Here is a 21,535-nt window from a genome sequence, read left to right on the forward strand (position 1 = left end):
ATGGCCGCCGGCACACTGGAGTTGCTCGCCCGGGAGCTCGCCAACGCGTTGCGTCCGCTGGAGCAGTGGCTCGCCGCGGACCGGCGGGAGGCGTTCTTCATCGAGTTGGGTCTGTGGCTGCCGGGCGGTCTGGGTGCCGCCTCGGGGGCGATCGGCACGGTGGCCATCCAGTCCGGCGGCCTGGGATCGATCGTCGCGCGCCTTGACGCGGCGATCGCGGCCGATGTCGGGGCACGGATCACCCTGGAGGGCGTCAGCCTCCTGGGGGCGGTGCGGCAGGTCCTCGACGCGATCACCGCGCTGACGCCCGCCCTGGACACCGCGGTGGTCGGCGGGGTCGGGCTGAGCGACGCACAGCGGGTACGGCTGCGCGCCGAAGTGCGTCAGGTGCCTCGCCGGTTGCTCGACCACGCGCTCCTGACCCACATCCAGGGCCGCAGTCGCAACGCGCTCGACGTGCTCTCGCTGCTCGGAATCGTCACGGACGTGCCGGGGGCCGTCGACCCCCGGGACCCCACCGTGTTGCAGGTCCGACGTCGCACCCTGCGGCTGGACCGCCTGCCCACCCTGTTCACCGCCCCGGGCGATCTCTTCGGCGACGTCTTCGATTTCGGTGAACCGTCGTTCGACGGCAGGGAGTTGTTCCGGCTGATCGCCGAGCATCTCGTCGCCCACGACCGCGACTTCACCTACGAGGCGCCGGCCGGTGGGCCGAAGGCACTGGACGCCTATGTGCTGCGGTTGGCCGTCGACCCGAGCGGTACCCCGCCGGCGCTGACCGCGCGCGTGGACGTGGCGGCGACCGAGGACTACCTCCGGTCGTACACCCCGAGCCCGCTGTGGAAGTTGGCCGTGGAGGCGCGCACCCGTTTCGAGCCGGGGCTCGAAGGGCACATCCGGCCGCCCTTGAGCATCGAACTCCGGCCGGCAACCGGGGGTTTGACCCTCGATGCCGGTCTCGGCACGACAGCGGAGCGCGCCGACGGCAAGCCCATCGTGCTGCTGGGCAAGTCGGGCGGCTCCCGGCTGGAGGTCCGCCGGCTCACCGCGGCGCTCGGCCTGAAGGCACAGGCCGCGCCCGGCGCCGCCACAACCGTCGAACCCACCGCGCACATCGACTTCGTGGACGGTCACGTCCTGATCGACCTCGCCGAGGGTGACGGCTTCATCGGCACGATCACCGGCGGCGGACGCGTCGAATCCGACTTCACGCTGCGCGCCCTGTGGTCGCCTTCGGACGGCCTGCGTCTGGAGGGCAGCGGCTCCCTCGACCTGGCCATCCCCACCCACCTCGAACTGGGCCCGGTCGAGGTCACCACCTTGTACCTGAGCGTGGGCGTGGGTGCCGACGGTTCGCTGCCGCTGGAGATCTCCACCGGGTTCACGGCGCAGCTGGGCCCGATCAAGGCGACGGTCGACCGGGTCGGCGTCATCGTCTCCGCGCGCTTTCGCGACGGCGGCAATCTCGGTCCCCTGGACATCGGCTTCGCGTTCAAGCCGCCCACCGGCATCGGGCTCTCCGTCGACGCGGGGGTCGTCGCCGGAGGGGGTTTCCTGTCCGTCGACTCCGCGCGAGGGGAGTATTCCGGCGCGCTCGAACTGAAGTTCGCCGGTTTCCTCGACCTCAAGGCGATCGGCCTGATCAGCACCCGGATGCCGGACGGCTCCGACGGGTTCTCGATGCTGATCGTGATCACCACCGAGTTCGGTGCCGGCGGCCTGCAACTGGGGTACGGCTTCACCCTGCTCGCCGTCGGCGGCCTGATCGGGCTCAACCGCGGCATGAACCTCACCGCGCTCGCCGAGGGCGTGCGCACCGGCCGGGTCGAATCGGTGATGTTCCCCAAGGACGTGGTGGCCAACGCCCCGCGCATCCTCAGCGATCTGCGCGCCTTCTTCCCGCCGGAGCAGGGCACGTTCCTGATCGGGCCGATGGCGAAGATCGGCTGGGGCACACCGACGCTGGTGAGCGTCTCGCTAGGCGTCGTGATCGAGATCCCGGGCAACCTGGCGGTCCTGGGTGTGCTCGAGTGCGCGCTGCCCACCGAGGAGCTCGCGCTCCTGGTCCTGAAGGTCGCGTTCATCGGCGCGTTCGAGTTCGACAAGTCGCGGTTGTGGTTCTTCGCGCAACTCTTCGAATCACGCATTCTCACCATGACCCTCGACGGCGGCATGGGCCTGCTCGTCGCCTGGGGCGACAACCCCGATCTGGTGTTGACCGTCGGCGGCTTCCACCCCGCGTTCAAGCCGCCGCCACTGCCGTTCCCGGTGCCCAAACGGCTGTCGATCGACATCCTCAACCGGCCCGGCGGCCTGATCCGGGTATCCGGCTACTTCGCCCTCACCAGCAACACCGCCCAGTTCGGTGCCGCCGCCGAACTACGGTTCGGTTTCTCGGACTTCGGGATCGAGGGGCATCTCGCGTTCGACGCGCTGTTCCGGTTCTCGCCGTTCGCGTTCGTCATCGAGATCGGCGCCGGTGTCTCGCTGAAGGCGTTCGGGGTCGGGGTCTTCGGGATCGACCTGCGGTTCCGCCTGGAGGGGCCGTCGCCGTGGCGGGCCCGCGGTCGCGGTTCGATCTCCCTGCTGCTCCTGGAGATCTCGGCCGACTTCGACATCGCCTGGGGCGAGGAACGCAACACGACGCTGCCGCCGATCGCGGTGCTGCCGCTCCTGGCGAGCGAGATCACCAAGGTCGAGGGCTGGCGGACCGTACTGCCCCCGGGCGGCGGCGACACCCGGGTCACACTGCGCACGCTGCCCGACACCGACCGGCTCGTGCTGCACCCGCGCGGTACGTTGTTCGTGCAGCAGCGGGCCATCCCGCTGAACGTGCGGATCGACCGCGTGGGTTCGCAGCGGCCGAGCGACGGCAAACGTTTCACGATCGCCCCGGCGTCGGACAGCGGTCTCGTGCAACTGTCGGTCCCCGACGACAAGTTCGCGATGGCCCAGTTCCAGGACATGGACGACGCGGCAAAGTTGTCCGCCGCGTCGTATCAGGACCAGGACGCCGGTCTGGAGTTGAGCGCGGAGCGCGGGGCGCTCGCCTCCGCCCGGGTCGTCCGCCGCAGCACCCGCTACGAACTGCACATCTTCGACAGTCGAAAAAGCGGTGCCGCCGCAGTGCGGGCGCAGCGCACCGCCGCCGCGCCGGGATCCACCCGCCGCGAGCGCTTCCACAACGTCGGCAGCGCGATCTACGACCGGCTCCTGGAGGGCAACAGCACCAGTCGCTCGTCGCTGTCCCGGCGCGAGGCCCAGCAGCGCCAACCCTTCGCGGCCGAGGACACGGTCCGCATCACGGGGCAGCGGTACGCCGTCGCCTACCGGCGCGACAACCTCCAGGCGTTCCCGCCGACCTCCGACGTCGACCGGGGGGCGACGAGTTTCCGCAGCCTCGCGAGCGCGTCCGACGCGCTCGCGGACTGGGTCCACGCCGACCCGAGCCTGGCGAACACGCTGCATGTGATCCCGGTGTCCGAGGTGGCCGCGCCGCTGTCCACTCCCGGTACCTGGACGGAGGCGACCGCGCTGCCGGTGGCGGCGTCGGGCCTGGAGGCGGTGCGTCCGGGCGGCGGCGCCGTGTTCGTGGCCGGCGGCGCCGACGGCGGCGGTCGGGCGATCAAGGCGGCGGCCCTGTTCGATCCGGCCCACAAGAGCTGGAAAGCCGCCGCGGATCTGGCCGAGGCCCGCCGGGGGCACTCGACCACCGTGCTCGACGACGGCCGGGTCCTGGTGGTCGGCGGATGGGGTGCGGACGGGGCGCTGCTCGCGTCGGCCGAGATCTTCGATCCGATCGCCGGCACCTGGAGCCCGGCCGGAACGGGCCCCAAGACCGCCCGGGCGCGGCACTCGGCGACGCTGCTGAGCACCGGCTCGGTGCTCGTGGCCGGCGGCACCGGGGCCCGGGGCACCGAAAGCCGCGCGTTGTACTCGGCGGAGCTGTTCGACCCGCGCACCGGCGGGTGGTCCCCGGCGAAGCCGATGACCGACGCCCGTTCCGGCCACCGGGCCGCGGTGCTGTCCGGTGGCCGGGTCCTGGTCGTCGGCGGCGCGACGGCCACCGGCGGCCGGCCGAGGGGGCTCGCGTTCTGCGAGCTGTACGATCCGGTCGCGGGCACCTGGTCGGTGGCCGCGAGCCTGAACACCCCGCGCAAGGGGCACCAGGCCACGGCCCTGGCCGACGGGTCCGTGCTGGTGACCGGGGGCGATGCGACCGAGGTCCCCGCGGCCGGCCGGTTCACGCTCGCCCCGCTCGCGTCGGCGGAGCGCTATGACCCGGGCACCAACACCTGGGCTCCGGCGGCGAACATGCCCGGGGGTGGGCGCAGCGGTCATCGAGCGCTGCTGCTGCGTTCGGGCCGGGTCCTGGTGTCGGGCGGCAGCGCCGGGCCGACCGTCGCCGCGGGTCTGCGCAACACGATCCTGTACGACCCCGTCAATCGCACCTGGACCTCCACCGGGGGGTTGGGCGGCGGCCGTACCGACTTCGCGGCGATCGAACTGGCGGACGGGCGGGTGCTGGCCGCGGGCGGTGTGGTGCTGGCCGGGCCGGCCGCACCCGCCGAAACCGCCGTCGTCACCGCCGGCACCGAGATCCTCACGCCATGACCCCGGCCACCACGAAGGGTTCGACCCCATGACCAGTCCCGCAGCCGCGGCCGTCGGAACGTGGACGAAGACCGGCGATCTGCCGGTGTCGGCCGCCTGGTACGGACAGTACGACAACGCCGTGCTGTTGAAGAACGACAAGGTGTTGCTGGTCGGCGGCATCGACGCCGCGTCGGTCGTGCTCACCAGGACCGCGGTCTACGAACCGACGGCCGCAACCTGGACGGCCGCGGTCCCGCTGCGCTTCCCGCGCCGGCAGCACACCGTGACCCGGCTCGACGACGGCAACGTCCTGGTCGCCGGCGGCACCAGCGGATCCTCGCGGCTGTCCCCCGGCCTGGCCGCCGCCGAGATCTACAACGTCGGCGACGGCACCTGGAAGGCCGTCGCCGACATGCGCGAGGCCCGCTGGGGACACAGCGCCGTTTTGTTGGCGGACAAGACGGTGCTGGTGGCGGGTGGTGTGGCGATCCGCTCCGGGGACTCGCTCAAGGCTGTGCGCTCGGCGGAGATCTACGATCCGCACGCCGACACATGGACCGACGCCGGGCCGATGGCCGACGCCCGATCCGGCCACTCGGCGGTGCTGCTCAAGGGTGGTCAGGTGCTGGTCTGCGGCGGCACCGCGCCGATCTCCGGAGCCGACGACGCGTCGTTGGCGTTCTGCGAGTTGTTCACCCCCGCCCAGGGCTGGGCGCCCACCGGGAGCATGCTCCGGCCCAGGAGCCGCCATCAGGCCGTCGCGGCGACCGACACGACCGTGCTGGCCTTCGGCGGCGCCACTCCGGGCATCCCCGGCGACGGCACGTTCGATCCGTTCCCCACCCTGACCACCGAGCGCTTCGACCTGGCGACGGGGAAGTGGACGGCCATGCCCGACACACCCGGCGGTCGCGGCTTCCACCGCGTGGTGCCGCTGGGTTCGCGCAAATTCCTGCTCGTCGGCGGCACCGCCGAGGTGCGCGACGGCGTCGGCTATCGCAGCGCGTTGATCTTCGACGACGCGGCCCGGACCTGGAGCGCCGCGACCGGACCGGCGATCGGCCGCTGGGCGTTCGCCGCCACCGCGCTGTCCGACGGCCGGGTCCTGATCACCGGTGGGACCGTGCGCGCCGGACTGGCCGCCGCCGACCCGAGTGTCGGCGAACTCACCGCGACCACCGAGGTGTTCGGGAGCGGTTCGTGACGGCGAACGCGTATTCCTTCCTGCCGTGGCTGCGCGGCGGGATCGCCACCCGGATCGCCGCCGATCCCACCGGCCCGGTCACCCGCGCCGAGATCCCGGTCAAGCTGCACCTGACCGCCGAGCCGATCGGCGGGCAACCGCCCGAGCGCTTCGTCGAGCAGAAGGTCCAGCTGTACGGGCCCGGTGACATCGTCGGCATCGATCCACGGGTCGTCTCGCGGACCGAGCCGCGCGCGTGGGTCACCAACGCCGAACCCAACTACCTGGCGCACATCGAGTTCTACGACGAGGACTTCCCCTGGCAGTACAGCCCGCTGGCCCCCGAGGCGGACACCGGACGGCTGCGGCCGTGGCTCGCGCTGATCGTGCTGGCCGGACCGACGGACTCGGGTGAGGCGGGCGAGTTCACCGAGGGCGCGCTCCCCGGCCGGCCGCTGCCGTTCGTCACGGTCGCCGACCCGGCCGGCACCCTGCCGCCGCCCGAGCAACTCGGGGCGTGGGCACACGTGCACGTCGACGGCGAGCTCGACGCTCCGATCGTCTCGGAGAACATGTCCGCGGCGCTGTCCGCGCTACGCGGGGTGCTCGGCACCCGGCCGGACCGGGCCTGCTCCCGCCTGATCTGTCCGCGCCACCTGCTGCCGAACACCGGATACCACGCCTTCCTGGTGCCCGCGTTCGAGACCGGACGCCTGGCCGGACTGGGCCTGGACCCGTCGGCCGCGCCGACGGCGGCCCACCCCGCCTGGGGAACGGACTATCCCCACCGCCAGTCATCCGGACAACTGCCCTATTACCACCGGTGGTTCTTCGGCACCGGCAGCGCGGGCGACTTCGAGTACCTGGTCCGCCTGCTGCAACCCGGGCACGCCGACGAGCGCGTGGGGCGGCGCGACGTCGACGTGCGGCGCCCGCCGGGTCCCGGGCTGCCCGGGATCACCACGCCCGCCGAACTCGGCGGCGTCCTCAAACTCGGTGGGGCGCTGCGCGTCCCCGACCGCAAGCAGGACCTGTGGGACAACTGGGATGGTCGGTTTCCCCCTCCACCGCCCCCGCCTTCACCGCTGCCCCCGCCACCGGTTCCCCTGCCCTATCCGCACCCGTTCCAGCAGGCGCTCGCCAAGCTGGTCAACCTGGCCGACGACTACCTCGAACACGCGCCCGCGCTCGCGCACGCCCGGTCGGCCATCGCACCGGGCCCGCCGACCGCGGTCGCCATCGCCGAGGTCGACCCGGTGATCACACCTCCGCTGTACGGGCGTTGGCACGCGCGCACCACGCGGCTGTTGACCGGGCGCGACGGCACGCCGATCGCCGCGCCGGAGAACCGCAACTGGGTACACCGGCTCAACCTCGATCCGCGCTTTCGGATCGCCGCGAACTTCGGCACCCGGGTGGTGCAGACGCGGCAGGAGGAGTTCATGGCCGCGGCCTGGGCACAGGTGGGCGACGTACTCGCGGCCAACGACCGCATCCGGGCCGCGCAACTGGTCCGCGAGGTCGGCCGCGTGTTGCACGAAAAGCACCTGTCGTCGCCGAGCGCGCCGACCGAGCGGTCGGCCGCCGACTCGCTCCCCGTCCCCAGCGGCCGGGCATTGCGGCTGACCACGCCGACCGGCTCGCGGGTGACGACGCCCGAAACCACGGGAGCCGACGCGGCCGACGCGGGCCCGCTGGTCGCCGTCGAGTACAAGGTGGCGGGCAGCCGGATCTCGGCCGCGCCGGTTTCGCCGGCGATGCGGCGGATCACCCGCCTGGGATCGCGGTTGATGCGCACGCTGCCGTTCGACGGCGAGCGACCACCGCCGGACGCACTGTTGCCCAGGATGGACGACCCGGCCTCCGGGATCGTCGCGGCCGCACCGAAGAGCACGCCCGTCGCGGTTGTCACCCCGGCGAAACTGGCCGCCGTACTGCCCCCGCCGAGCCCTCCCCCGGCCGCGTCCACCCGGTCGTACCCGCCGGACCTTCTCGCATCGTCGGACCCCCTGGACAACCTGCCCACCAGCGCCGATTTCCTGATCAGCCTGCCCGGCGAAGGCGTGGTCCCGCACTCGGGCGGCACGGACAGCAAGGAGGCGGAGCGGTTCAAGATCGGAATCGGGGACCTGCATCGAGGCTTCGACACGGCCGCCGTCGGCGGGCGCGCACCCTCCCGCGATCCGCTGGGCGTGGTCCCGGTCGGCAATCGGGTGCTCGGCGCACTGCGCTCCGACGAGACCGTGCCCAGGCAGCTGTTGAGCGAGGTGAGCCTGCCGACGCGGCTGCGGCCGTTCGCCGAACGATTCATCGAGGCGATGGCGTATCCCGTCGTCGACCTGCCGATGTACCGAACGCTCCTGGACATGTCCGTCGACACGTTCGTGCCGAACCTGGGTCTGATTCCGCCGAACACGATCACCCTCCTGGCGACCGACCAGGAGTTCATCGAGGCCTTCATGGCCGGCCTCAACCACGAGATGGCCCGCGAGCTGCTGTGGCGCGAATACCCGACCGATCAACGCGGCACGCCCTTTCGCCAGTTCTGGGACCCGCGCGCGGAACTGCCCCGAGCGGGCGAGACACCCGACGAGCGACGCGAACGCCTCTACGACATCACCCGCATGGACTCCTGGACGCCGGCGACGGTACTGGGCGGGCACGACAATCGTGATCTGGTCCAGGAGGAGGAGCTGGTCCTGGTCATCCGCGGCGAGTTGCTCAAGAAGTACCCGACGGCGGCCGTGTACGCGCACCGCGCGACCTGGGGGACGAACGACGACGGCGTCGTCGACCCGACCGTGGAACGTGTGCTCGCGCCGGTTCCGGACGACGAACACCCCTCCCCCGACCTGGTCAAGCTGCCGATCTACGAGGCCAAGGTCGAACCGGACATCACGCTGCTCGGCTTCGATCTGACGGCCGCTCAGGCCCGGGGAAACCCGCCCGGGGACGCGGGCTGGTTCTTCGTGATCAAGGAACGCCCGGGCGATCCCCGATTCGGCGCCGACGACGGCCCGGGCACCCCGATCGAGGTGTGGAACGACGTGTCCTGGCGGGACGTCGACCCGCACGACCGCGGCTTCGTCACCCTCGATCCGGCCGTGCAGTTCCCGCTCGTGACCTTCGACGGCTCCGAGGACGACCAGGAAAAGCGCGAACAGCGCCGCGAGGACGCGGCGTTGCCGCTGTGGCACTCGCGGCTGAGTTCCGCGGACGTCGCCTACATGCTCTTTCAGGCACCGGTACTGATCGCCGTACACGCACAGGAGATGCTGCTCGATGCTCGACCGGCTCAGTGACGACCTTCCGGTACTCCTCGGTCCCGTCCGACTGGAGACCTGCTTCACCTCCACCGAGCTGCTGATCCGGGTGTTCCCGGACGAATGGGCCGTCGATACCTTCGAACCCCTGCCCAGTGCCGCCGAGTTCGCCGCGTTGAGCGCCTATTGGACCGCGGTGTGGCGGGCCGCCGGCGACGCCGGCGGCGAAGGAGTGGCGTGGCACGAGTTCGTCGCCCGGGTCGCTCCCGGTCGCGCGACGTGGCTGCGCGGCGAACACCCGCCCACCAACCAGGCTGACAAACCCGCGAACGTGCCCGCCGACACCGTCGTGCTGGTGCTCATCGGCCCGACCGCCCCGGCCGCGGCCGACCGGCAACCCACGATCGCCTACTGGACCGCCGTGTGGCGGGCACACGGCGACCGCACCCGACTGCGCTCCGCCGACGCCGCGTTGCTGACCGCCGTCGGCCCCGTACGCGCCCAGGAGATCCGCAAAAGGCCCCCGCCCGGAATCGACGCCGCGCCCACCGACCCCCGTGACAACGTCGTGGTGGCCTTCCCGGTGCTGCCGCGCCCCGCCCAAATCGCCGCCGACTCGTGGACCCGTCCCGCCAAGGCACGCCTGCTGCCCGACCGGTTCGTCGCCCTCGGATACGTCGGCGAGACCCGGGTGTTCTCGGTCCCCGGCAAGCCGGTCCCCGACGAGTTGACGGTCGGCCCGGACCCGGGCACGAATACGGGCGAACAGCTCAGGGTGGACGAACGCACCGGCGTGCTGCGCGTACCACCGGCCCTGCGCTGGCTGACCGACTTCACCGCGGCCGTCGACGTGGGTATGGGCATCCGCGTCCCGCTCGACGAGCACAACCGCAACGGTGTCGACCGGCTGATCGTGCTGGGCCTGCGCGAACGCACCGACCCCCAGCAATCCGCCCGCGAACTGGGCGAGTTGATCACCCGGCAACTGCGCAGCCCGGCGGGCTACACCCTGCTGCCCCAGGGCACGCCCACGAACAACACCGGGCAGGCCCCCGCCGGCCAGGACACCCGCGAGGAGATCGACGCCGCCCTGCGCACGACCCTCGGGTACGCGGCCACGGCCGCGCCCGAAGACTGGACCGCACGCACCGACGGCCAGTGCTTCGCCGAACTCCTGGGCATCGACCCCGCGATCCTGACCGGGATGCCCAACGCCGACCGTACCGACCAGCGCGACGCACGCGCCGCGAACGCCGCGCTGTGGCCCGCGACCTGGGGCAACTTCCTGCGCACCACGCTGCATCCGATCGTGCCGGAGCAGACCGTGGCCCGAACCCGCGACTTCTTCGTCCGCAACGTCAGCGGACGCGGACCCATCCCCTCGGTTCGCATCGGTCGACAGCCGTACGGAATCCTGCCGACCACCGCGTTCAGCCGGATGACCTGGCCGGCCGCATCCACCCACCGCATCGCCCTGAACACCCTGCTGCGTGCCGCGCTGGCGGACTGGCGGGCCGCCGCGAAGACCAAGGTCGCCACCGTCGACACCGGAAACCCCGATCCGCATCAGCGGCTGCTGGACATCCTGGCGCTGCACCCCACCTCCGCCGAGTACCACCAGCGGCACGCGCAGAGCGTCGAGGACATCTTCAACCGGGAAAATCTTCGCGGCTTCGGCACCAAGGTCACCGAGGCACTGGACACCATCCTGCACATGCCGGACCCCATCCGCGAACTCCTGAAGCGGCTCGGCTACGACGCACATCCCCCGGAGCGCCCCGACCCGGCGCTGCTGCACCGCCTGTTCGTCGACACCCAACACCCCCTGCTCGCCCCGCTCGTCGACGACCGTCCGCTGTCCGAGACCGACCCGGTTCGGGCCTACACCGCGCCGCCCGACGCGCGCAACTACCTGCACTGGCTCGTCGACAACGGCCGCACCGACCTGGACACGATCCGCCTCGAGAAGGGCTTCGCCCGCGATCGGCCACCCGCCGCGCTGCTGTACCTGCTGCTGCGCCACGCGGTCCTGCTCGGCTGGGAGGACACCGGGCGCCGACTCGCGGTCTCCGCCCACCGACCCCCCGACTCGCTCGCCGACCCGCCGTTCGTCCACGTAAGGACCCAGCGACAGGGCGAGACGCAGCCGCCGATGAGCGAGAGCCGATACCGCCGGCTGTACACACCCGACTCCGAGATCACCCACAGCACCGACCCGAACGTCGTGGTGCACCGGTTCATCCCCGGCGCGCTCGCCGCCGGCAATCCGGACACCGCGCTGCTCGCCGAACAACTCGGCGCCATCGCACTCCTCGCCGACCTGCCCACGGCCCGACTGGAGCGGGTGTTCGCCGAACACCTCGACTGCGCGACCTACCGGCTCGACGCCTGGCTGCTCGCACTGGCCAACGAACGCCTGTCCGAACTGCGGTTCGGCCCCGACGGCGGCGGAACCCCCCGGCGCGGGCTGCACCTGGGCTGCTACGGACGCCTCGAAAAGGTGCGCCCGCGCGATACCGAAGGGCTCACCTCGGTAGCGCTGACCGGAGAACTCGCGACCGTGTTCGGAACCACGTCGATCACCCACGATCGCCGCAACGGCGGCTACACGCACACCCCTTCGCCGAGCCACGCGGTGACCGCCGCCGTGCTGCGAGCCGGCTACCTGGCCAACGGCTCGCCGACCCACCCCGGTTCGTTCGCGGTGAACCTGAGTTCCGAACGGGTACGGATCGCGCTCGGTCTCCTCGACGGGCTGCGCGCGGGCCGGTCACTCGGGGCGCTGCTCGGGCAGCGGTTCGAACGCGGGCTGCACGACGGTCACCCGGGCATCGAACTGGATCGCTTCCTGCCCGCGTTGCGTCGCGCGTTCCCGCTGCGCGCGGGCCGGCTGTCCGAGGTCGCGGAGCGGGAGCGCAACGAGATCGACGTGATCGAGGCGCGCAACGTCGTCGACGGGCTCGAACTCGTCCTGCGCGCCACCCGCCCGCCGGCCGAGCCGAAGTACCCCTTCGGGGCCCAGAACATGCCCGACGCCTCCGCCGACGAACAGGCCGCGATGAACACCGAGGTACGACACCTGCTCGACATCCACGACGCGCTGGCCGACCTCGCGGTGGCCGAGAGCACCCATCAGGTCATGCTCGGCAACACCGAACGCGCCTCCGCGACCCTGGACGCCTACGCCAAGGAGGGCTTCCCGCCCGAACCGGCGGTGGTGCAGACCCCTCGCAGCGGCACCACCCTCACCCACCGCTTCGCCGTGCAACTGACCGCGGGACTGGCCCCGAACAACGGTGCGAGCCGTTTCCGCGGCGACGGCCCGCGCGCCAAGGCCGAACCCGCCGTCAACGACTGGCTGCCGACCCTGCTGCCGGCGCAGTCCGACGTCGCCGTCCTGGTTACCTGGACCGATCCGCTCGACGGCACGCCCCGCAGCAGTGTGGTCACCCAGGCCGACCTCGAACTGCAACCCATCGACCTGCTGTGGACGATCCGGCCGACCGACGACGCCGCGATGACCGACCTGGACGACCGGATCATCGGCGTCGTGGTCACCCGCGACAAGCCGCGCCCCGACGTAGCGCCGGCCATCCGATACGCCACGCGGGTGGCCGGCAAGGTCACCGTGTTCGAGATGTCGCAATTGGTGGAGACACTGCGCTCGCTGGTGACCACCTCCCGGTCGCTGCGTCCCACCGACCTGATGCCCGCCTCGGGGGCCGGCACCGTCGATCGTTCGGCCGACGACGCGGTCGTGGTGCCGAGAGAACGGCCCGCGGCCGTGCGCACGGGCCTGGATGCACTGCGCGCCGGCGTGGCCGGCCACCTCGCCGCGCTGGTGTCGCTGTACCCGCCCGACCCCGCTCCACCGCAGCGCACGGACATCCTGGCCCGCATCGACGCGCTCCTCACCACGCACTGCCAACTCGCTTCGACGGCAGGCGGGTTCGGTCTCCTGCGCAGCGGCTGGGCGGAGCTGATCGAGTGGCGCCGGGGGCTGTTCCACGACGTGTTGGACACCGTCGACGTGGCGGCGGACCGGATGACGCTCTCGCTCGCCGAGGCCGACACGCTCATCGCCCGCTACGACGCGCTGCCGGCTTCCACGCCCACCGAGGATCGGTACCGGTTGCTGGAGGCGGCCGAGCGCCTGCTCACCACGACGCCGACCAGCCCGCGCCCGTCGACCCCCGCGAAGTTGCGGACCACCGTCGGCACCAGGAGGTCGGCGTTCGACTCCCGGTTGCAGGGGCTCAAGCGGATCGCCCGCACCACCAGGACCACGCTGAGCGCGCTGCTCACCGACGTCCGCGCGCTGCTGCCGCTGAGCGCCTTCGACGCGGTCGGGCTGGACCTGACGCCGCTGGAGGACCGCATCGTCACGCTGGGGCGGGATCTGCTCGGCCGGGCCCAGGCGTTGCAGGTCGACGTCACCGGCCGGCTCACCGCCGGCGACAAGGCGCTCGCCGCGTACGACCAGGCCGCGACCGACCCGGATCGGGTCCGGGCCGCGACCGAGGCGCTGGTGGCGATGCTCGGCGAGGACGTCCTGGTGGTACCCGAGTTCACCCCTTCGGACCAGTTGGCCCAGGACTGGAAGAAGGCCCGCACCGACAGCACCGCTCTGGTCCGGCACCTCGTCGACGACTTCGGCCGGGACTTCCCCGTCGACGACTGGGTGCACGGCGTCGCCCGGGTGCGGGACAAGCCCCGCCTGTGGGAGAAGGCCGTCGCGCTCGGGGACGCGCTGCGCGGACCGGGCGGGCTGCTGAGCAACGTGGTGGGTTGGCAGGAACCGCAGTTGACCCCGATCCAGTTCCCCTATCGCGCCGGTGACCACTGGCTGGCGATGGAGTTCAAGGCGGGTACCACGATCGTCGAGGATCGCCTGCTGTTCACCGCGCAGTACATGCCCGAGCCCCTGCTCGCCGGCCCTCGACGCTGCGGCCTGCTGTTCGACGAGTGGACCGAGGTGATCCCCGCCGAGCGGGAGACCACCGGGATCGCCGTGCACTTCGACGCGCCGGACTCCGAGCCCCCGCAGGCGATGCTCCTGGTCGTACCGCCCGTCGCGACCGACCCCTTGGCCTGGGAGGACCTGGTCGCCGCCGTCGAGGAGACGTTCGAGCTGGCCCGGATCCGCGCGGTGGAGCCGCAACACCTGGACGACACCGCCTACGCGCAACTGCTCCCGGCCACGGTCATGTCGGCGACTCGACAACCGATCACGATCAGCACCGATCTCGCGATCGCCAACCTGCGCTGGAAGGCCCGTGACTGAGCTCCGTATCGAAAACCTCCGCGAGGCACTGGAACAGCGCTCCGCACCCACGGTCGGCCTGTGGAACCGTCTCGAGGGACGACCCCGCACCACCGACTTCGATCGCGCGCTGCGCGCGGAGGTGCGCGATCCGCTGTGGATGCTCACCCGGCAGTGGCAGATGGGCGAGTTCCGCGGCGCGGACGCCGGCTCGCCGGTGACCGCCACGTATTCGGTCGTCGCCTCGCCCCCCACCCGGTTCCGACCCACCGACGGCGCGGTGGAGCCGCTGCCCGCCGACCGCCCACTGGAGACGATCGCCGAACGGCGCGCGCTGCCGTTCGCGTTCGGCGCGGACCGGATCTCCTTCGACCTGAGGTTGGCCATCGGCCGCCGGTGGATGAAGCTCGTCGGACGCAACCTGCTGCTCAACCTGATCAGCCTCAACGTGCGGCAGAAGTACATCGCGCGCTACCCGATCGCGCTGCCCGATCCCGCCGTCGACGCCGACACCCCCCGGGTGGCGCATCCCGAGGTCTGGTCCACGATGCAGGCGATCGCCGGGCGCCGGATGGACGGGTACGAGTTCTACCTGGACCTCAAGCGGGGTCGCCCCGCCTACGAGGGCATCTCCGGGCTGTTGGGTCTGCATCGGGACGAACTCACCAAGCTGGGCCGGCGGTTGGTGGACTGGTTCGACACCCTGATCGATCAGCCGACCGAGAACCCCACCACCCACACCGGCAACACCACGTGGGACCCGGCACGCCTCGAACACCGATTCTCGGTGGCCGCCGGCACCCCCGGCGGCGCGGAGAAGGTACTCACCGCGCGGGAGTATCCGGGCGGCACCCTCGACTGGCACGCGTTCTCCGTCGATCCGACCGGTCCGCTCGGCGGGACCACCACGCCGCCGGCGGCGCTCAACCGCACCGTCTTCCCCGCGCCGGTGCGGTTCTCCGGCATGCCGCTGCCGCGCTGGTGGGCCGTCGAGGACGGTCGTACCAACTTCGCCGCCGTGCGACCGGACAGCACGGACCTGGCGCGGCTGATCTTCCTGGAGTTCGCGCTCGTCTACAGCAACGACTGGTTCCGGCTGCCGTGCGATCTGCCCGTCGGCACGCTGGCCTCGATCCGCGGCCTCGCGGTGACCGACGTCTTCGGCCGGAAGTTGTGGATCACGCCGGCGGGTTCGGGTGACGACGCCGACTGGCAGCGCTGGTCGATGTTCACCCTGGACACCATCGGCGACGCTTCCATCGCGGCGGACACCGACCTGCTGCTGCCGCCGAGCGTGCCCAAGATCGCCGAGGGGCCGGTCCTGGAGGAGGTGGCACTGGTTCGCGACGAGAGCGCGAACATGGTGTGGGGCGTCGAGCAGACCGTGCGCCTGGCGACCGGCGAGCCCCGGCGCGGCAGCGAGGTGGCGGCGGAGATCCTCGCGCACCGGCTGCGCCTGCACCCGCCCGCCGACCCGCCGCCGGCCGTCGCGCCGGTGGCCTACGAGGCGATGAACTCGGTGCCGGAGAACTGGATTCCGTTCATTCCGGTACACGTGCCCGGCCAGAACCGGAAGATCCGGCTGCAACGCGCGGCCATGCCCGGGGTGGTCGACGGTCTGCCGGTGCGCGCTCGTACGTCGTTGCTGCGAGAGGGGTTCGACCAGGGCCGGCCGTACTTCGTCCACGAGGAGGAGGTCTCGCAGACGGGCACCGGGGTGACGGTGGCCTACAACCGCACGCGTTGGCGCAACGGCCGGGTCTCGGTCTGGCTCGCCGCGCACCGCACCCCCGGCCGCGGCGAGGCTTCCAGCGGGCTGGCCTTCGACTTCCTCACCGACACTGCACCGCCGTCCGGCGGAGGCGGGTAGGCGCGAGCGCGATCTCGCCGACAACTCCGTTGCCTCGCGCTCGGCTTGCGTCCTCGGTGTATCCACCCGTGCGATCGGTGACGCGGCCGGCGGGTGGGTGGCCGCCGAGCGCGGTGTGTCCGTGGTGGTGATCGTAGGTGTGGAGCCAGGCGGGGAAGGCTTCGCGTCGCTCCGTACGGTGAGGACGCGCTCTCGGGTCCGGGGTGGCCGACCCTTCCCAGAACACTGCGGCGGCCGGGGCCGGCAAGTGGTTCACCCGGCCGCCTTTTCGGTGCCCGTCGCGTGGCCGTGGTGTCAGTTCGCCGGGACGAACTGTGTACCGAGTTGGTCGTCGAGGCGGTGGATGAGGTATTCGAGTTGGCTGCCGACGCGACGCTTGAGGGCGTCCAGGGTCGGGGGCATGTGTTCCTCCGAAGCCGTGGAGTCGGCCACCTTGCCCTCGATCAGTGCGAGTACGCCGGTGCCGGGGTCGTACAGCGCGGCGCGGGGGCGGGTGTGGAAGCCGTCGGCGTTCGGCACGTAGGTGAGGAATTCGCGGAAGTCGGCCAGGCCCTTGACGCGCGGCCCCGGATAAGGCTCGGAGGTCTGCTCCTCGTTTTCCTGGTATCTGCCCGTCGGCTTGAGGGTGCATTTGCCGCTGCCGACGAGTTGTACGAAGTAATCCCTGGTGAGGTCCCGGAAGTCGTTGCGGACATACCAGAGGGTGACCGTGGTGGCGATGTCGTCGGCGAGATAGGACTTCGCGGCGAATCGGGGTTGGGGATGGAGCCACGTGTCCCAGTGCTTGCCTTTGAGTTGGTCCACGCACGGGGTGCCGGGGTTGGGCACGGTCTCCAGTGTGCCGCCGCCGAAGCGGTTGTTGTTGTCGACGATCGGTGGCCTCACGGTGAATCCGGGGATGTTTCCGTCGGGCAGCACCTCGGCGAGGCGGGCGAACGGCGGTTCGGCGGCGGCAAGTCCCAGGCGGTACACCTTGAATCCGTTCGCTCCTTCGGCGATGGAGGCCCCCACTTCCATGAGCAGGGGTTCGTGTTCCCATGTCGCCAGGATCGCCCGGATCATCCCGGGGCAGTGCTTCTCGCACAACTCCTCGATCTCCTTGCCGGCGGCCGATGCGACCTGTTCCGGGCTCCAGCCCTGGTGGCTGACGGCGACGGCGAGTCGGGTGCCGAGTTTGCGCATCGCGTCACCGCACTCGCGTGCGCCCGCGACGAGTCGACCGGTGATGTCGGCGGCGGAGGGGTTCGCCAGCTTGGAGATCTCCGTCCCGTGCTTGTACAGGCAGGCGAACGCCTCGGCGGCCTCGTGGCTCACCGCCACCGCCCGGACCACGGGATCGGTCGGTTCGGCGGGCAGCATGCCCTTGAAGGTGGCCGTGGCCAGATCCAACAGCGGGGTCGCGGCGTCCAGGGTTGCGGTGATCGCGGCGCCGGGCGTCAGCTTCGACAGGTCGACCTTGAGTCGGATCATGCCGCCGGCGGGCAGAAACGCGACGGGCAGGTTCTGGGCCGCAGCCATGGTCCGGGCCAGGAGCGTATACGGATTGTCGGGGTCCGGCTTGGCCTCGACGAACCGGACGCCGGTGGGCAGATCAAGCAGGAAGGGTGTGAAGTGCGGATTGCTCACGTACAGATCGAGGGTTCGTCGCGACGCGTCGGTGACATCGAATCCGGTGCACGTGATGGCGCCCGGTACGAACTTCTCGACGTCGAGGGCGAGGGTGAGCGCCGGGTACGCGCACTCGACGGTGGGCGGATTCGCCACGCGCTTGCCGATGCCCAGGACGCCGTCGGTGCTCAGCAGGTTCCTCGCCTTGGTCACGGTCGTCGCGATCGCGCTTTCGACGTCCCACCAGCCGATTCCCCAGAGCGAGAAGCGGTCCGTGCCCACCGAGACCCGATGCCGTGCCGTGTCCACATGTTCCGGCGTCAGTGCCTGCCATTCGTCGCCCTCGTAGCGCAACACCCTTAGGTTTTCGACCTGTTGCGGCGTGGCCTCGGCCGGATAGTCCAGGGTCACCACGGCCCGTCCCTTGGCGAGTTCGCCGCCCCGTACCTCGATCCTGGTCGGCTTGCCGAAGAGCTTGTACGGGCCGCTCGGCGGCGGCGCGTCGTCGACGGTACTCAGGTGCAGGACCGGCGAAGCCCCCTTGAACGCCTTGGCAGGTGCCGAAACGGACACGCCCCCTTGGGGGTTGGCCGCCTCGACGGAGCCCTTGCCGTCGCCATCGCCTCCGCCGCCCGACGTGCATCCGGCGACCACGGCCACAACCACCGCGAGCACCACCGCCGTCCGAACGCGCGCCGCGGCCCACGACCACGCCGTCATGTCCCCCACCATCCCCACTTCACGCCCGTCACGGCTCCACCGGACGCATCCGCCGCGCCCCCCACGAGCGCGCATCCGTCGATCATGCGCGGAACAGCCTCGATCCGAGGGCATGTTCGGCCAAACCGACGACGCGAGTCATACAACGAATCGGCATCGCACAATCGGTATCGCCCTATTCATGTCATCCGACCCACATCACCCGGTCGGCAGCGCCGGTCCACACGACGGCGACGGCTTGCTACCGACCCGGCGCGTCGCCCCGTTCTCGTATTGGCGACGTTGTGGCCCGACCCGCACTGGAACACCCTCGCCACCGCCGACGCTCCCCGGGCGACGGTCACTTACCCCGTGCCGCGGGGCTCGGCGTCGGTCGGTGCGCGCAGGCCGGTCAGGATGATGCGCAGGTTTCGGCGCCATTGGTCGGCGCTCGGTTCGAGGCCGATGGTGTGATCGGTGGGGATGGCCGTGGCGAGTACGAAGGGGACGTCGCGCCAGTCGATGTCGTCGCGGATGACGCGGGTTCGTTGGCCCCGTCGGACCAGGTGACGGACCGCCGCTCCGAGGCGGGCGATGTGCGGCTCCAGGTCCAGGCGGTCCTCGCCGCGGCCGGACAACACGTCGTGCAGGCCGCAGCTCGACGTGCGTAGTCGTACGTACGCCTCGGCGAACTCGACGAACCCCTGCCACGCGTCGGGGGCGTCGAGCGCGGTCCGGGCCCGTTCGGTCATCTCGTCGATGGTGTCGGTGAGGATGGCGGCGAGCAGGGCGTCCAATGACGGGATCCGGCGATACAGCGTGCCCAGGCCCACGCCCGCGCGTTGCGCGATGTCGCGGGTGGTGATGGCGAGTCCCTGTTCGTCCAAGGCCCGGCGGGTCGCGGCGACAAGGCGCTCGACGTTGCGTCGTGCGTCCGCGCGCGGGCGGGTCTCGCCCTCTGCGAGCAGCGCGGTGACTGCGGATTCGTGCACGACCGCAGCTTAGGCCGTATGCCGTGGATCGGTCCGGTCCGGTCCGGTCCGACCCGGGCGAGGCAGGCAAGCGGGTCATCATGTTCCGGTTCTGCTATCGTGAGTAAACGGAACATCATGACCCGATTATGGAGGTACGAGCATGCGCGAGCCGATCGGCGTCGGAATCCTCGGCGCGAACCCGGATCGAGGGTGGGCCGCCCGCGCGCACATCCCCGCGATCACCGCGTCGGCGCACTTCACACTCGCGGCCGTCGCCACCACCCGCGAGGACAGCGCGGAGGCCGCGCGCGTGCGATTCGGCGCCCGCCACGCGTTCACCGACGCGCGCCGGCTCGCCGTGCATCCCGACGTCGACCTCGTGGTGGTCGCGGTGAAGGTGCCGGCACACGTCGAGCTGGTCACCGCCGCGCTCGACGCCGGCAAACACGTGTACTGCGAATGGCCCCTGGCCACCACGGCCGACGAGGCCGCCACCCTGGCCGCCGCCGCGCGGCGGGCGGGCGTCCACGCCACCGTCGGCCTGCAGGCCCGGTTCTCGCCGGCCGTACTCAGGGCGCGGGCGACGATCGCCGAAGGCCGACTCGGCACCGTGCAGTCGGCGACCGTGTACAGCTCCCGCGCCAAGGGCAACACGCGCGACGTCCCCGACTGGACGGCCTACACCTACGACCACCGCAACGGCGCCGGTCTGGTCGAGGTCCTCGGCGGACACGCCCTCGATCTCGTGCGGTTCCTGCTCGGACCGATCCGCGACCCATCGATGCGTACGGCCATACGTACCGAAGGGCATCGTGTCGCCGAAACCGGCGCGCCGATCACCGTCACCGCGCCCGACCAGTTCCTCACCCACGCCGAAGTCGACGGCGGCGCGGTCGTGTCCGTCCACCTGCGGGACGGCGCCACGGCCATTCCAGGGACGCGTGTCGAGATCGCCGGCACCGCGTCGAACCTTCTCCTGACCTCCGCGCCCGAACGCGACCCGTGGGCCGCGCAGATCCAGATCGGCCGACTCGACCTGTACGAATCCCGAGCCGAACGGCCGGAGTGGACGCCCGTCGCGCTCGACCGGGACCCCGCCGACGCGTTGCCGATCGAGGCGGCCAACGTCGCGCGGGTGTACGAGCGGCTCGCCGCCGACCTTCGCGAAGGCACGCACACCACACCCGACTTCCACGCCGCCCGGGAACTGCACACGCTCCTCGAGCAGGCACCCCGACCCCGCCTCCGGGCCTGATCCCGGCCGCTGATTCCGCCCCCGGATTCGGTTCGGCCGCCACCCGCTCGACGTCCCCTCGATACTCGAAGGCGTGTCCCGGTCGAGGGCCCGGCAACGGCGAACCCTCCGCACCGAGGCATCCCGGGATCGGCCACTCGGCACCCCGGCTGCGATGGGGCCGGGCCCTGTTCGGCCACGCGTGCGCGGCGGCCGACGCGAGTTCCGGGCCGTGGTCGTCCTCCACCAGGGCGAGCGCGAGGTCCATGCCGGCGCCGACCCCGGCCGAGGTCCACACCGGACCGTCCCGGACGAAGATCGGGTCGCAGTCCACCGTCGACTCGGGATGCTCGTCGGCGAGTTGCCGCGCGCGGGCCCAGTGCGTGGTGACCCGTCGCCCGGTGAGGAATCCCGTGGCGGCGAGCAGGAGCGTCCCCGCTGCACACCGACGCCACCCGCCTGGCCCCGGCCGCGGCGATCCACGCGACCGGTTCGGGGTCGCGGCGCGCGTCGTCGACACCCGGTCCTCCCACCACGACAAGGGTGTCCAATCCCTCGGGGGCGAACTCGTCGATGCCACACTCGGCGAGCATCGGCAGGCCGCTGGAGAAGCGGACCACACCGGCGCGTGGCGCCACCAATCGGCAGTCGTAGCCGCCGGCCGCCTGCCGCGTGTAATCGAACACCGCATGCGGACCGACCAGGTCGACCGCCTGGAACCCCTCGTACACCACAAAAACCACCCGACGTATGCCCGCAAGGCTGCCTGACCTGCACGAACGGCATCAACGACGGACAACCCACACATCACGCCACGGCCCGCCCCGACGGATTCGGCACCGGCG

The 21,535-nt window shown here is 71.4% G+C and carries 8 protein-coding genes and 3 pseudogenes; 6 read left to right on the forward strand and 5 right to left on the reverse strand.

From position 1 onward, the window contains the following. The 5 genes from ACFXKZ_RS35165 to ACFXKZ_RS35185 are packed head-to-tail and all read left to right on the forward strand — an operon-like array spanning position 1 to position 16,175. The gene (locus ACFXKZ_RS35165) at positions 1-4,614 is read left to right on the forward strand and encodes a DUF6603 domain-containing protein (protein WP_380006063.1); all 4,614 of its coding nucleotides are present in this window, start codon (positions 1-3) and stop codon (positions 4,612-4,614) included. Positions 4,615-4,642: 28 nt separating this feature from the next. Further along, a complete protein-coding gene (locus ACFXKZ_RS35170) occupies positions 4,643-5,800 on the forward strand; it encodes a Kelch repeat-containing protein (RefSeq protein WP_380006065.1) in 1,158 nt (385 codons plus the stop codon). Further along, positions 5,797-9,081, forward strand: coding sequence for a hypothetical protein (locus ACFXKZ_RS35175; RefSeq protein WP_380006067.1), 3,285 nt, complete (start codon positions 5,797-5,799; stop codon positions 9,079-9,081). The genes ACFXKZ_RS35170 and ACFXKZ_RS35175 overlap by 4 nt, the downstream gene beginning before the upstream one ends. After that, on the forward strand, positions 9,062-14,326 hold the full coding sequence (locus ACFXKZ_RS35180; protein WP_380006069.1) for a hypothetical protein: 5,265 nt from the start codon (positions 9,062-9,064) through the stop codon (positions 14,324-14,326). Before ACFXKZ_RS35175 ends, ACFXKZ_RS35180 begins: the two co-directional genes overlap by 20 nt. Continuing rightward, the gene (locus ACFXKZ_RS35185; RefSeq protein WP_380006071.1) at positions 14,319-16,175 is read left to right on the forward strand and encodes a hypothetical protein; all 1,857 of its coding nucleotides are present in this window, start codon (positions 14,319-14,321) and stop codon (positions 16,173-16,175) included. Before ACFXKZ_RS35180 ends, ACFXKZ_RS35185 begins: the two co-directional genes overlap by 8 nt. A 55-nt stretch (positions 16,176-16,230) precedes the next feature. On the opposite strand, the pseudogene ACFXKZ_RS35190 reads toward ACFXKZ_RS35185, so the two are convergent. The 3 genes and pseudogenes from ACFXKZ_RS35190 to ACFXKZ_RS35200 form a co-directional block, all read right to left on the reverse strand. After that, positions 16,231-16,350 (reverse strand): annotated as a pseudogene (locus ACFXKZ_RS35190) (IS481 family transposase); the annotation flags it as partial. Between the two features lie 119 nt (positions 16,351-16,469). After that, a complete protein-coding gene (locus tag ACFXKZ_RS35195; RefSeq protein WP_380006073.1) occupies positions 16,470-18,503 on the reverse strand; it encodes a hypothetical protein in 2,034 nt (677 codons plus the stop codon). A 344-nt stretch (positions 18,504-18,847) separates the two neighbouring features. Then, a complete protein-coding gene (locus tag ACFXKZ_RS35200; RefSeq protein WP_380006075.1) occupies positions 18,848-19,474 on the reverse strand; it encodes a TetR/AcrR family transcriptional regulator in 627 nt (208 codons plus the stop codon). A 142-nt stretch (positions 19,475-19,616) separates the two neighbouring features. Between ACFXKZ_RS35200 and ACFXKZ_RS35205 the strand changes: the two genes are divergently transcribed. Next, positions 19,617-20,711 carry a Gfo/Idh/MocA family protein gene (locus ACFXKZ_RS35205; RefSeq protein WP_380006077.1) on the forward strand — a complete coding sequence of 365 codons (1,095 nt, stop codon included), beginning with the start codon at positions 19,617-19,619 and terminating at the stop codon, positions 20,709-20,711. Positions 20,712-20,988: 277 nt separating this feature from the next. On the opposite strand, the pseudogene ACFXKZ_RS35210 reads toward ACFXKZ_RS35205, so the two are convergent. Together ACFXKZ_RS35210 and ACFXKZ_RS35215 are read right to left on the reverse strand one after the other, a co-directional pair. Beyond that, a pseudogene (locus tag ACFXKZ_RS35210) lies at positions 20,989-21,210 on the reverse strand (hypothetical protein); the annotation flags it as partial. Further along, positions 21,128-21,433, reverse strand: a pseudogene (locus tag ACFXKZ_RS35215) (DJ-1/PfpI family protein); the annotation flags it as partial. The pseudogenes ACFXKZ_RS35215 and ACFXKZ_RS35210, both read right to left, overlap by 83 nt. Positions 21,434-21,535: the final 102 nt, after the last annotated feature.

The organism is Embleya sp. NPDC059237, from assembly GCF_042754105.1.
Taxonomy (GTDB): Bacteria; Actinomycetota; Actinomycetes; order Streptomycetales; family Streptomycetaceae; genus Embleya.